This window comes from Pseudomonas sp. MWU349, from assembly GCF_017947325.1.
Taxonomy (GTDB): Bacteria; Pseudomonadota; Gammaproteobacteria; order Pseudomonadales; family Pseudomonadaceae; genus Aquipseudomonas; species Aquipseudomonas protegens.
Genome location: NZ_JAFEVP010000003.1, coordinates 164,821 through 176,772, shown reverse-complemented (window position 1 = coordinate 176,772; position 11,952 = coordinate 164,821). Strand labels below are relative to the sequence as shown.

13 protein-coding genes are annotated in these 11,952 nt (G+C 62.4%); 7 read left to right on the top strand and 6 right to left on the bottom strand.

Annotated features, from left to right (window positions below):
- The first annotated feature begins 3 nt into the window (after window positions 1–3).
- Both KCG88_RS12850 and KCG88_RS12845 read left to right on the top strand, forming a co-directional pair.
- Window positions 4–972, top strand: a complete 969-nt coding sequence (locus KCG88_RS12850; RefSeq protein ID WP_011059231.1) for an ABC transporter ATP-binding protein — start codon at window positions 4–6, stop codon at window positions 970–972.
- Window positions 972–1,943, top strand: a complete 972-nt coding sequence (locus KCG88_RS12845) for a peptide ABC transporter ATP-binding protein (RefSeq protein ID WP_011059230.1) — start codon at window positions 972–974, stop codon at window positions 1,941–1,943. The genes KCG88_RS12850 and KCG88_RS12845 overlap by 1 nt, the downstream gene beginning before the upstream one ends.
- 104 nt (window positions 1,944–2,047) lie before the next feature.
- On the opposite strand, the gene KCG88_RS12840 is transcribed toward KCG88_RS12845, so the two are convergent.
- Window positions 2,048–2,290 carry a hypothetical protein gene (locus KCG88_RS12840; protein WP_199521933.1) on the bottom strand — a complete coding sequence of 81 codons (243 nt, stop codon included), beginning with the start codon at window positions 2,288–2,290 and terminating at the stop codon, window positions 2,048–2,050.
- A gap of 261 nt (window positions 2,291–2,551) precedes the next feature.
- Window positions 2,552–4,135 carry a peptide chain release factor 3 gene (locus KCG88_RS12835; RefSeq protein WP_015634141.1) on the bottom strand — a complete coding sequence of 528 codons (1,584 nt, stop codon included), beginning with the start codon at window positions 4,133–4,135 and terminating at the stop codon, window positions 2,552–2,554.
- 349 nt (window positions 4,136–4,484) lie between these two features.
- On the opposite strand from KCG88_RS12835, the gene KCG88_RS12830 reads away from it, so the two are divergent.
- From KCG88_RS12830 to KCG88_RS12810, 5 genes are all read left to right on the top strand, one after another.
- Window positions 4,485–5,201 (top strand): ABC transporter permease, encoded by a 717-nt coding sequence (locus tag KCG88_RS12830; RefSeq protein WP_047335702.1) that lies wholly within the window; start codon window positions 4,485–4,487, stop codon window positions 5,199–5,201.
- Window positions 5,202–5,225: 24 nt separating this feature from the next.
- Window positions 5,226–6,119, top strand: coding sequence for a glycine betaine ABC transporter substrate-binding protein (locus tag KCG88_RS12825; protein WP_047283912.1), 894 nt, complete (start codon window positions 5,226–5,228; stop codon window positions 6,117–6,119).
- A gap of 12 nt (window positions 6,120–6,131) precedes the next feature.
- Window positions 6,132–6,785, top strand: a complete 654-nt coding sequence (locus tag KCG88_RS12820; RefSeq protein ID WP_011059225.1) for an ABC transporter permease — start codon at window positions 6,132–6,134, stop codon at window positions 6,783–6,785.
- The gene (locus tag KCG88_RS12815) at window positions 6,782–7,939 is read left to right on the top strand and encodes an ABC transporter ATP-binding protein (RefSeq protein ID WP_047283911.1); all 1,158 of its coding nucleotides are present in this window, start codon (window positions 6,782–6,784) and stop codon (window positions 7,937–7,939) included. Before KCG88_RS12820 ends, KCG88_RS12815 begins: the two co-directional genes overlap by 4 nt.
- 678 nt (window positions 7,940–8,617) lie before the next feature.
- Window positions 8,618–9,781 carry a type III PLP-dependent enzyme gene (locus KCG88_RS12810; RefSeq protein ID WP_047335701.1) on the top strand — a complete coding sequence of 388 codons (1,164 nt, stop codon included), beginning with the start codon at window positions 8,618–8,620 and terminating at the stop codon, window positions 9,779–9,781.
- Between the two features lie 70 nt (window positions 9,782–9,851).
- Here the strand turns inward: KCG88_RS12810 and KCG88_RS12805 are convergent, their stop codons facing one another.
- From KCG88_RS12805 to KCG88_RS12790, 4 genes are read right to left on the bottom strand one after another with little or no spacing between them, the layout of a single operon-like run.
- The gene (locus tag KCG88_RS12805) at window positions 9,852–10,130 is read right to left on the bottom strand and encodes a type II toxin-antitoxin system RelE/ParE family toxin (protein ID WP_210712502.1); all 279 of its coding nucleotides are present in this window, start codon (window positions 10,128–10,130) and stop codon (window positions 9,852–9,854) included.
- Entirely contained in the window at window positions 10,127–10,390 is a 264-nt protein-coding gene (locus tag KCG88_RS12800; RefSeq protein ID WP_047283908.1) for a ribbon-helix-helix domain-containing protein, read from the bottom strand. Before KCG88_RS12800 ends, KCG88_RS12805 begins: the two co-directional genes overlap by 4 nt.
- A 55-nt stretch (window positions 10,391–10,445) precedes the next feature.
- Entirely contained in the window at window positions 10,446–11,231 is a 786-nt protein-coding gene (locus KCG88_RS12795) for a tetratricopeptide repeat protein (protein ID WP_047283907.1), read from the bottom strand.
- 3 nt (window positions 11,232–11,234) lie between these two features.
- On the bottom strand, window positions 11,235–11,915 hold the full coding sequence (locus KCG88_RS12790) for a Fe2+-dependent dioxygenase (RefSeq protein ID WP_041115955.1): 681 nt from the start codon (window positions 11,913–11,915) through the stop codon (window positions 11,235–11,237).
- Window positions 11,916–11,952: the final 37 nt, after the last annotated feature.

The window sequence follows — 11,952 nt, the reverse complement described above, 5'->3', positions numbered from 1 at the left end:
CCCATGTCACTGCTAGAAATCAAGAATCTCAATGTCCGTTTCGGCGACGCCACGGCGGTGCCGGTGGTCGATGGCCTCGACCTCAAGGTCGACAAGGGAGAAGTGCTGGCCATCGTCGGCGAGTCTGGCTCCGGCAAATCGGTGACCATGATGGCCTTGATGGGCCTGATCGAGCACCCCGGCATCGTCACCGCCGATGCCCTAAGCTTCGACGGCCGCGACATGCTCAAGCTCAGCGCGCGCCAGCGCCGGCAGATCGTCGGCAAGGACCTGGCCATGGTCTTCCAGGACCCGATGACCGCGTTGAACCCCAGCTATACCGTGGGCTTCCAGATCGAGGAAGTGCTGCGCCTGCACCTGAAGATGTCCAGCAAGGCCGCACGCAAGCGCGCCATCGAACTGCTGGAAAAGGTCGAGATCCCCGGCGCCGCCAGCCGCATGGACGCCTACCCGCACCAACTGTCCGGCGGCATGAGCCAGCGGGTGGCAATCGCCATGGCGATCGCCGGCGAGCCCAAGCTGCTGATCGCCGACGAACCCACCACCGCCCTGGACGTGACCATCCAGGCGCAGATCATGGACCTGCTGCTGAACCTGCAAAAAGAGCAGAACATGGGCCTGGTGCTGATCACCCACGACCTCGCCGTGGTCGCCGAAACCGCCCAGCGGGTGTGCGTGATGTACGCCGGCCAGGCGGTTGAGGTGGGCCAGGTACCGGAGCTGTTCGACATCCCCGCGCACCCCTACAGCGAAGCGCTGCTGGCGGCGATTCCCGAGCACAGCCTCGGCGCCACTCGCTTGTCGACCCTGCCGGGTATCGTCCCCGGGCGCTATGACCGGCCCCAAGGCTGCCTGCTGTCGCCGCGCTGCCCCTACGTGCAAGACAACTGCCGCGCCCAGCGCCCCAGCCTCGACCCGAAAGCCGCCAGCCTGGTGCGCTGCTTCTACCCGCTGAATCAGGAGGTGGCGTAATGGCCGTCGTTCTTACCGCCCGCGACCTTACCCGTCACTACGAAGTGTCCCGTGGCCTGTTCAAGGGCCACGCCACCGTGCGCGCACTCAACGGCGTGTCCTTCGAGCTGGAAGCCGGCAAGACCCTGGCTGTGGTCGGGGAATCCGGTTGTGGCAAATCCACCCTGGCGCGGGCCCTGACCCTGATCGAGGAACCCTCTTCCGGCTCGCTGAAGATCGCCGGCCAGGAAGTCGCCGGTGCCGACAAGGCCCAGCGCAAGCAACTGCGCAAAGACGTGCAGATGGTGTTCCAGAGCCCTTATGCCTCGCTCAACCCGCGGCAGAAGATCGGTGACCAGCTGGCCGAGCCGCTGTTGATCAACACCAAGCTGTCGGCCGCCGAACGCCGGGAAAAAGTCCAGGCGATGATGAAGCAGGTCGGCCTGCGCCCCGAACATTACCAGCGCTACCCGCACATGTTCTCCGGGGGGCAGCGCCAGCGTATCGCCCTGGCCCGGGCAATGATGCTGCAGCCCAAGGTGCTGGTGGCGGACGAACCGACCTCGGCCCTGGACGTATCGATCCAGGCCCAGGTATTGAACCTGTTCATGGACCTGCAGCAGGAATTCAACACCGCCTACGTGTTCATTTCCCACAACCTGGCAGTGGTGCGCCACGTGGCCGACCAGGTGCTGGTGATGTACCTCGGCCGGCCGGTGGAAATGGGCCCCAAGGAGGACATCTACACCCGCCCCCTGCACCCCTACACCCAGGCCCTGCTGTCGGCGACACCGACCATCCACCCGGACCCGGACAAGCCGAAGATCAAGATCGTCGGCGAGCTGCCCAACCCGCTGAACCCACCACCGGGCTGCGCCTTCCACAAGCGCTGCCCTTATGCCACCGAGCGTTGCAGCACTGAAGAGCCGGCCCTGCGCCAGCTCGACAGCCGCCAGGTGGCCTGCCACTACGCCGAGCAATTCGTGCTGTAGCGGCCATGAAAAAGGCGCTCCCGGATGCCTCCGGGAGCGCCTGAACCTTGTTCGACCCGCCCCCGGCAACGGATTGCGCATCAGTCCGTCGCTGGGGGTTTCTTTTAGCCCTGGCTGTCGCCGTCATCCTCGTCGGTGGTCTGGTCGTCATCGCCGGAACTGCCACCCTGACCTTCATCGCCCGGCTCCGATTCGGACTTGGCAAGCATCTGCACCGGTGCGCTCTGGTTCGAGGAGTAACCCGGCTCGCTCACCTGCATCAGGTTGTGGGCCCAAGCCGCCGAGGTTCCGAGCGACAGCATCACCAGCACTTTGATCAACAGCACAATGCGTTGGAAAATTCTCATAGCCGATTCCATCCTTTCATAGGTGAATCATCGAAGGCTGCGCGCCAGCCTTGCAGCGGCCACAGCACTGTCTGAAACCTAGTCGTGATATCCCGGCTTTTCCAGATAGCTCCCTATCGATTCCCGAGCCGCCAAAGCCCTTCCGACTAACGGCGCTCCCTTTAAAACACCACACCCCGTAGGCGCCGGCGGCAGGCCAATCCTGCGCGCAAAAAAAAGCCCCGCTGTCTGCACAGCGGGGCTCGGGGGTGACCGGCGAACTTAGTGGTGTTCGCGGGTGGCGCGGAATTTCACGTCCGGCCAGCGCTCTTCCATCAGCGCCAGGTTGACCCGGGTCGGCGCCAGGTAGGTCAGGTGGCCGCCGCCGTCCAGGGCCAGGTTTTCCACCGCCTTGTTGGAAAACTCTTCGAGCTTCTTCTTGTCGCTGCATTCGATCCAGCGGGCGGACCACACGGTGATCGGCTCGTAGGAGCACTCCACCTTGTATTCCTCCTTCAGGCGGCTGGCCACCACGTCGAACTGCAGCACACCCACGGCGCCGAGGATGATGTCGTTGCTGCGCTCGGGAAAGAACACCTGGGTCGCGCCTTCTTCGGCCAGCTGTTGCAGGCCCTGGCGCAGTTGCTTGGACTTGAGCGGGTCCTTCAGACGCACACGGCGGAACAGCTCCGGGGCGAAGTGCGGGATGCCGGTGAAGCCCAGCGCCTCGCCTTCGGTGAAGGTGTCGCCGATCTGGATGGTGCCGTGGTTGTGCAGGCCGATAATGTCGCCGGCATAGGCCTCTTCCAGTTGCTCACGCTCGGAGGAGAAGAAGGTCAGGGCGTCGCCGATGCGCACGTCCTTGCCAGTGCGCACGTGGCGCATCTTCATGCCCTTCTCGTACTTGCCCGAGCAGATGCGCATGAAGGCGATGCGGTCGCGGTGCTTGGGGTCCATGTTCGCCTGGATCTTGAAGATGAAGCCCGAGAACTTCTCTTCCTGGGGGGCCACGCTGCGCTCGTTGGCAACGCGGGCCAGCGGCAGCGGCGCCCAGTCCACCACGGCGTCGAGCACGTGGTCGACACCGAAGTTGCCCAGGGCGGTACCGAAGAACACCGGGGTCAGCTGGCCGTCGAGGAACTCCTGCTGGTTGAACTCGTGGCAGGCACCCTGCACCAGCTCCAGCTGCTCGATGAAACGCTCGTACTCGTCACCCAGGTGGGCGCGGGCTTCGTCGGAATCGAGCTTCTCGATGATCTTGGTTTCGGTGCGTTCGTGGCCGTGGCCCGGGGTGTAGACGATGATGTAGTCGCCGGCCAGGTGGTACACGCCCTTGAAGTCGCGGTAGCAACCGATCGGCCAGGTGATGGGGGCAGCCTTGATCTTCAGGACCGCTTCGATTTCGTCCAGCAATTCGATCGGGTCGCGAATGTCCCGGTCGAGTTTGTTGATGAAGCTGACGATGGGCGTATCACGCAGGCGGCAAACGTCCATCAGGGCGATGGTCCGTGGCTCTACGCCCTTACCGCCGTCGAGCACCATCAGCGCCGAGTCCACCGCGGTCAGGGTGCGGTAGGTGTCTTCCGAGAAGTCTTCGTGGCCGGGGGTGTCCAGCAGGTTGATCATGTGTTCGCGATAGGGGAACTGCATGACCGACGTGGTAATGGAAATACCCCGCTGCTTCTCCATCTCCATCCAGTCGGAAGTGGCGTGGCGGTCGGACTTACGCGATTTGACGGTACCCGCCACCGCAATGGCCTTGCCCATCAGCAACAGCTTCTCGGTGATGGTGGTCTTACCCGCATCCGGGTGGGAAATAATGGCGAAAGTGCGGCGTTTCGCGACTTCGGCGGCCTGTTGGGTCATGGGAAATCGCCTGGCGGTGATCAAAAAAGGGCGCAGATTATAGCCCAGACATAGCCTTGCGGGCCACAGCTCCCCCCGTCACCCGGGCGACCGGACGGCAGATGAACGGTGGCTAAATGCTGCCAATTATGGAACCTTTTAAAACGTGGAGACGTCCACTCCCCTGTCACGCACTGTCGTCAGGGGCTGAAATATCAGCACGTTAGCTTGACGAAGCTGCGCTCATGGCCCGTTCACCCGCCGCTCTGCCGGCGCTCGACGAGCTGCTTTTCGCGCGTATTTTCCCGGCAGCCAGGAATGGCCCTGCCACACGGGAAAGTGCCCGCCGACTGAAAAAAGGAGTCCGCCTGTGGCTATTCGCTATGGCAAAGGGCTGATAGGAGGCGCTGCGGTAATCGCCCTCCTGGCCCTGCTGGTCCACTGGATCGGCATCACTACGATCGAACACTACCGCGACGATCTGTTGTTCTACCTGCAAGCTCATCTGTTCCTGGTCCTGGCTTCAATGCTCGCCGCGCTGGTGGTGGGGATCCCCGCCGGCATCGTCCTCAGCCGCCCGAACATGGCCGGACGCGCCGAACGCTTCATGCAAGTGTTCAACATCGGTAACACCGTCCCTCCCCTGGCCGTCCTGGCCATCGCTCTGGGGGTCCTCGGCATCGGCAGTGGCCCGGCCATTTTCGCGCTGTTCCTCGCCTCCCTGCTGCCCATCGTGCGCAACACCTATGAAGGCCTGAAAAACGTCCAGGGCTCCCTCAAGGAAGCCGCGGTCGGCATCGGCATGACGCCGCGCCAGGTGCTGTGGAAAGTCGAATTGCCCAATGCCGTGCCGATCATCATCGGCGGTGTGCGGGTGGCCCTGGCGATCAACGTCGGCACCGCGCCCCTGGCCTTCCTGATCGGCGCCAACAGCCTGGGCAGCCTGATTTTCCCCGGCATCGCCCTGAACAATCAGCCGCAACTGCTGCTCGGCGCCGCCTGCACCGCGCTGCTGGCCTTGCTCCTCGATGGCCTGGTGACCCTGGCCAGCCGACTTTGGCTGGAACGTGGTCTGCGCCCGTCTTAAGCCCGTCAGAGCCAAGGAACCGACATGAAGAAATTAAGCCTGATACTCGGCTGTGCCCTGCTTTTCAGCACACTGGCCCACGCCGCGGAAAAACCGCTGATCCGCATCGGCGCCCGGGTCTTCACCGAACAGACCCTGCTGGCGGAGATCACCTCCCAGTACTTGCGCAGCAAGGGCTACGACACCCGCGTCACCGGGGGCCTGGGCAGCAACCTGGCCCGCAGCGCCCAGGAAAGTGGCCAGTTGGACCTGATCTGGGAATACACCGGAGTCTCGCTGGTGGCCTACAACCACATCGACGAGAAACTCGACAGCCAGCAGTCCTACGCCCGGGTGAAAGAACTGGATGCGAAAAAAGGCCTGGTCTGGCTGTCACCGTCCAAGTTCAGCAATACCTATGCCCTGGCGCTGCCAGAGAACGTGGCCAAGGAACATCCGCAGATCAATAGCATCAGCGACCTGACCCAGGCCCTGGCCGAAAACACCAAGGAAAACCGCCTGGTGGCCCTGGACACCGAGTTCGCCAACCGCTCCGACGGCATGGCCGGGATGGTCAAGCTCTATGACATGGCCCTGACCCGCAAGAACACCCGGCAGATGGACGCCGGCCTGGTCTACACCGCCCTGCGCAACGGCCAGGTGTTCGCCGGCCTGGTGTACACCACCGACGGGCGCCTCAATGCCTTCAAGCTCAAACTGCTGGAAGACGACAAGCACTACTTCCCGGACTACACCGCCGCGCCGGTGGTACGCCAGGCCTACCTCGACGCCCACCCGCAACTGGCCGCAGAGCTCAAGCCGCTGGCGGCGCTGTTCGACGACGAAACCATGCGCCAGTTGAACGCGCGGGTCGACGTCGACCATGAAAGCCCATCCGCCGTGGCCGCAGATTTCCTGCGCCAGCACCCGATCAACTAAAGAGGAGAAGACATGGAATTCCTGAACGCCTTTTCCCATCTCGATTGGGCCCAGGTCCTGCACCTGACCTGGCAGCACATCACCCTGGTGGGCATCGCCGTCACCCTGGCCATCGTCTTCGGCGTCCCCCTGGGCGTGCTGATGACCCGCTTCCCGACCCTTGCCGGCCCGCTGCAGGCCAGCGCCACCGTGCTGCTGACCATCCCATCCATCGCCCTGTTCGGCCTGCTGCTGCCGTTCTACTCCAAGTTCGGCCAGGGCCTGGGCCCGCTGCCGGCTATCACCGCGGTGTTCCTCTATTCGCTGCTGCCGATCATGCGCAACACCTACCTGGCGCTGACCGGCGTCGAACCGGGCATTCGTGAAGCCGCCCGCGGCATCGGCATGACCTTCGGCCAGCGCCTGCGCATGGTCGAGTTACCGATCGCGGTACCGGTGATCCTCGCCGGGGTGCGCACCGCGGTGGTGATGAACATAGGCGTCATGACCATCGCCGCCACCATCGGCGCCGGCGGCCTGGGCGTACTCATTCTTGCTTCCATCAGCCGCAGCGACATGTCGATGCTGATCGTTGGCGCCGTGCTGGTCAGTCTCCTGGCCATCTTCGCCGACCTGCTTCTGCAATGGCTGCAACGCTCGCTGACTCCAAAAGGACTCCTGAAATGATCGAACTTCAAAACCTGACCAAGACCTTTCGCAGCAACGGCAAGGATGTCAAAGCCGTCGACTCGGTAAGCCTGACCGTCAATGAAGGCGAGATCTGCGTGTTCCTCGGGCCCTCCGGCTGCGGCAAGAGCACCACGCTGAAAATGATCAACCGCCTGATCATGCCCACCTCGGGCAAGGTGCTGATCAATGGCGAGGACACCACCGATCTCGACGAAGTGACCCTGCGCCGCAACATCGGCTACGTGATCCAGCAGATCGGCCTGTTCCCCAACATGACCATCGAGGAAAACATCGTGGTGGTGCCGCGCCTGCTGGGCTGGGACAAGCAGAAATGCCATGACCGGGCCCGCGAGCTGATGAGCATGATCAAGCTCGAACCCAAGCAGTACCTGCATCGCTACCCACGGGAACTGTCCGGTGGCCAGCAACAGCGCATCGGGGTGATCCGCGCCCTGGCGGCGGACGCTCCGCTGCTGCTGATGGACGAGCCTTTCGGCGCGGTGGACCCGATCAACCGCGAGATGATCCAGAACGAATTCTTCGAGATGCAGCGGGCGCTGAACAAGACCGTGATCATGGTCAGCCATGACATCGACGAAGCCATCAAGCTGGGGGACAAGATCGCCATCTTCCGTGCCGGCAAGCTGCTGCAGATCGATCACCCCGACACCCTGCTGGCGCACCCGGCGGACGATTTCGTCAGCAACTTCGTCGGCCAGGACAGCACCTTGAAACGCCTGTTGCTGGTCAAGGCCGAAGACGCGGCGGACAACGCCCCGTCGGTCAGCCCGGAAACCCCGGTGGCCGACGCCCTGGAACTGATGGACGAACACGACCGGCGCTACGTGGTGGTGACCTGTGCCGAGAACAAGGCTCTGGGTTATGTACGTCGTCGCGACCTGCACCGTCAGACCGGCACCTGCGCCCAGTTCCTGCGGGAGTTCAACGCTACAGCCGCCTACGACGAACACCTGCGGATTCTTCTGTCGCGCATGTACGAGTTCAACCGCTCGTGGCTGCCGGTGATGGATGCCGAGCGGGTGTTCCTGGGCGAGGTGACTCAAGAGTCGATTGCCGCCTACCTGAGCTCCGGGCGTTCGCGGGGGATGAAGACCAATATCGTCTCGCCGGCTGAATCAGTGGTCGCCTGATCAATAAATAGCCAATAACCAACCTGTGGCGAGGGCGCTTGCTCCCGCTGGGCCGTGAAGCGGCCCCTCTTTGCAAAAAGAATGGGGCTGCTGCGCATCCGGCGCGAGCAAGCGCCCTCGCCACCAGGTGTTTTTGGCCCGCCCACACGCCGGAAAAAAATATCAACAGCCGCCCCGGTCAGAGCTGCCCTGCGCCCCCCTCCGAAACGGCCAAAATCCCCCTCACACCGCCCTCTAGCCGCTAACGTCGCCGATGTTGCCGCCTTCATACTTCCCTGCTATTTGGCACGCAAAAGCGTCGAACGTGCAGGTATTTTTAACACTGGCGAATTCTTCGGGAACATCTGTCCGTCATCTGTGTCGGCTACAAAGAGAGGTGTCGATAACGCACGTCAGACAAGTGCAAAAACGCGACATTTTTTGTTGATCTCAGCCCCCTCACCGCCTAAAGTTCGCGCCGAACGTCCATGCTGGAAACGATCCATCCGGCTCAAGTACTGACGACGAGACAGCAAGGCCAAGGGCAGATTTCCCATGGCCTTTTTGCTTTCGGCGACATGCCTTGGGAAGTAGGCGAACCAAAGTGGGGATACGGAGGACGTTCACAAGGCACTGTCATCAATGACATGTCCTTAAACCCATTGATTACCAACGTTTGCCAGTAGGAGTTCCCAACGCATGTCGATTAACGTCGAAGACTATTTCGCGCGCGAAACCTTTCAGAAAATGAAGTCTTTCGCCGACCAGCAAGAAACCCCGTTCGTGGTCATCGACACCCAGATGATCGCCCAGGCCTACGACGACCTGCGCGCCGGTTTCGAATTCGCCAAGGTCTATTACGCGGTCAAGGCCAACCCGGCCGTCGAGATCATCGACCTGCTGCACGAAAAAGGCTCCAGCTTCGACATCGCTTCGATCTACGAGCTGGACAAGGTTCTGGGCCGCGGCGTCAACCCGGCCAACATCAGCTACGGCAACACCATCAAGAAGTCCAAGGACATCCGCTACTTCTATGACAAGGGCGTGCGCCTGTATGCCACCGACTCCGAGGCCGACCTGCGCAACATCGCCAAGGCCGCCCCGGGTTCGAAAGTCTACGTGCGCATTCTCACCGAAGGCTCCACCACCGCCGACTGGCCGCTGTCGCGCAAGTTCGGCTGCCAGACCGACATGGCCATGGACCTGCTGATCCTCGCCCGCGACCTGGGCCTGGTGCCTTACGGCGTGTCGTTCCACGTGGGCTCGCAACAGCGCGACATCAGCGTCTGGGACGCTGCAATCGCCAAGGTCAAGGTGATCTTCGAGCGCCTCAAGGAAGAAGACGGCATCGAACTGAAGCTGATCAACATGGGTGGCGGCTTCCCGGCCAACTACATCACCCGCACCAACAGCCTGGAAACCTATGCCGAGGAAATCATCCGCTTCCTCAAGGAAGACTTCGGCGACGACCTGCCGGAAATCATCCTTGAGCCAGGCCGGTCGCTGATCGCCAACGCCGGCATCCTGGTCAGCGAAGTAGTACTGGTGGCGCGCAAATCCCGCACCGCCGTTGAGCGCTGGGTGTACACCGACGTGGGCAAGTTCTCCGGCCTGATCGAAACCATGGACGAGTCCATCAAGTTCCCGATCTGGACCGAGAAGAAAGGTGAAGTGGAAGAAGTGGTGATCGCCGGCCCGACCTGCGACAGCGCCGACATCATGTACGAGAACTACAAGTACGGCCTGCCACTGAACCTGGCCATCGGCGACCGCCTGTACTGGCTGTCCACCGGCGCCTACACCACCAGCTACAGCGCGGTGGAATTCAACGGCTTCCCGCCGCTGAAGGCCTTCTACGTTTAAAGACGGCAGCTAGCTGCAAGAAAAAGCCCATGACTTGTCATGGGCTTTTTTGTGCGCGCAGTTCAGTGATTCAACGATCTTCCCGGACATGCCAAATACGCAGGATGGACAAGGCTATGCCTTGAATCTCATAACGCATCTCGTAATGCCCCACCAGCAATCGTCGAACATCCCTCGGTTTGAATTCCTCCAACTGCTCTCCCAATCGAGGGTTAGATAGAAGAGCATCTGGAGCCTGCACCAGCGATTGCACGGTCCGAGCAGCAGTAGAACGATTGACCTGGGCGAGAAACTCAAAAAGCCGAGCCAGATCGGATAGGGCCTTGCTCGTCCATTTCAGCTGTCTCATTTTGGTAAGGGCAGAGGGTTGTCGCCAGACAGGCTCTGCGCCCAAGCCAACACTGACTGATGATCGACAACCCTTCCAGCATCGACATCTGCCAAGGCCTCAAGCGTCAGTCGACGGCGCTCTTCTTCCTGGTCAACCCAGGCCACCAACGCCTGCTTCACGACCCAGGCCCGGGAGCGTTCCAGGCGAGAAGCAAGTTGATCGACCTTGTCAGCCAGGTCCAAGGGAATGTGAGCGGTCAGTACTTTTGTCGCGGGCATGAGGCAAGACCTGCATCAGAATGATTAAAAGCGATTAGCTTTGAATCATAGTGATTTAAGACAACACAGCAAGCCGCTCTCCATCCCGTTCGTCACCCAATTGCGCTGCCCGCCGCTGATAGGCCTGGGCCAGGTCGCGAATCTCGGGGTGCGTGGCCTTGAGCAGCGCGGCGCATGCCACCCGGAGGAAATTCAGGTTGCCACCGACCAGAGCCCGTTGCAGCCACGCCACGGCTTCGTCGATACGCCCGGCATCGGCCAGCACCGCCGCATGGCTGAACTGCCCGCGAAAATCCCCGCCTTCGGCCGAGCGCCGGTACCAGTCCCGCGCCGCTTCAAGGTCGGCCTGGCACACCAGCCCCTCCTCCAGGTAGCGCCCCAGCAGGTTCATCGATTTGGCATGGCCAAGGTCCGCCGCACGACGGTAGCAGGCCAGGGCCAAGGCATGGTTCTGTACCACGCCGCGACCGGTGGCCAACAGGTTGGCGTAGTTGTACAGCCCCCAGTCCAGCCCCGCTTCGGCGGCCAGGCGATAGTGCCCGGCCGCGCGGGCCGCATCCGCCGGGCAACCCCAGCCGTGCTCATGGCAGCGCCCGAGCATGTTGCGCGCCATCAGGTGCCCGCGTTGTGCGGCGATCTCGAACCAGCGTACCGCCAGGGGTTGATCCTGCTGGATGCCGCGACCGTCGAGGAGGATCTGCCCCAGCAGCGCCTGGGCTTCCAGCAGGCCCTCGGAAGCAGCGGCCAGCACCGCCTGGGCGGCGCGGGCCGGGCTCTCTTCAAGCATGGCGCTCAGTTGCGCACCGTCGAGGAGCTCCTCGCGGCGAAGTTGAAAAGTCACGGCTTACACCTCGACCCAGCGACGCAGAAGGTTGTGGTAGGTGCCGGTCAGGCGTATCAGCGAAGGATGGTCGGGCACGTCCCGGGTCAACTCCTGGATCGCGCCGTCCATCTCGAACAGCAAGGCGCGCTGGCTGTCTTCGCGCACCAGGCTCTGGGTCCAGAAGAATGAGGCGTAGCGAGCGCCCCGGGTCACCGGGTTGACCTTGTGCAGGCTGGTGCCTGGATACAGCACCATGTCCCCCGCCGGCAGCTTGACCCGCTGCAGGCCGAAGGTGTCCTGGATCTCCAGTTCGCCGCCTTCATAATCCTCGGGGTCGCTGAAGAACAGGGTCGACGACAGGTCCGTACGCACCCGCTCCGGGCTGCCCTTGGGCTGGCGCACCGCGTTGTCGATATGAAAATCGAAACTGCCGCCGGCGGTATAGCAGTTGATCAGCGGTGGAAACACTTTGTGCGGCAAGGCGGCGGACATGAACAGCGGGTTCTGCCACAGGCGATCGAGCATCGCCGCGCCGATCTCCTGGGCCAGCGGGTGGCCTTCCGGCAGTTGCAGGTTGTGCTTGGCCTTGGCCGACTGGTAACCGGCGGTGATCTTGCCGTCCGCCCAGTCCGCCTGTTCCAGGGCTTCACGGATGCGCCCGACCTCGTCACGGGTGAACACGCCGGGAATGTGCAGCAACATGGCCAGGTACCTGCAGAGCGAAAGACTGTCAATGATA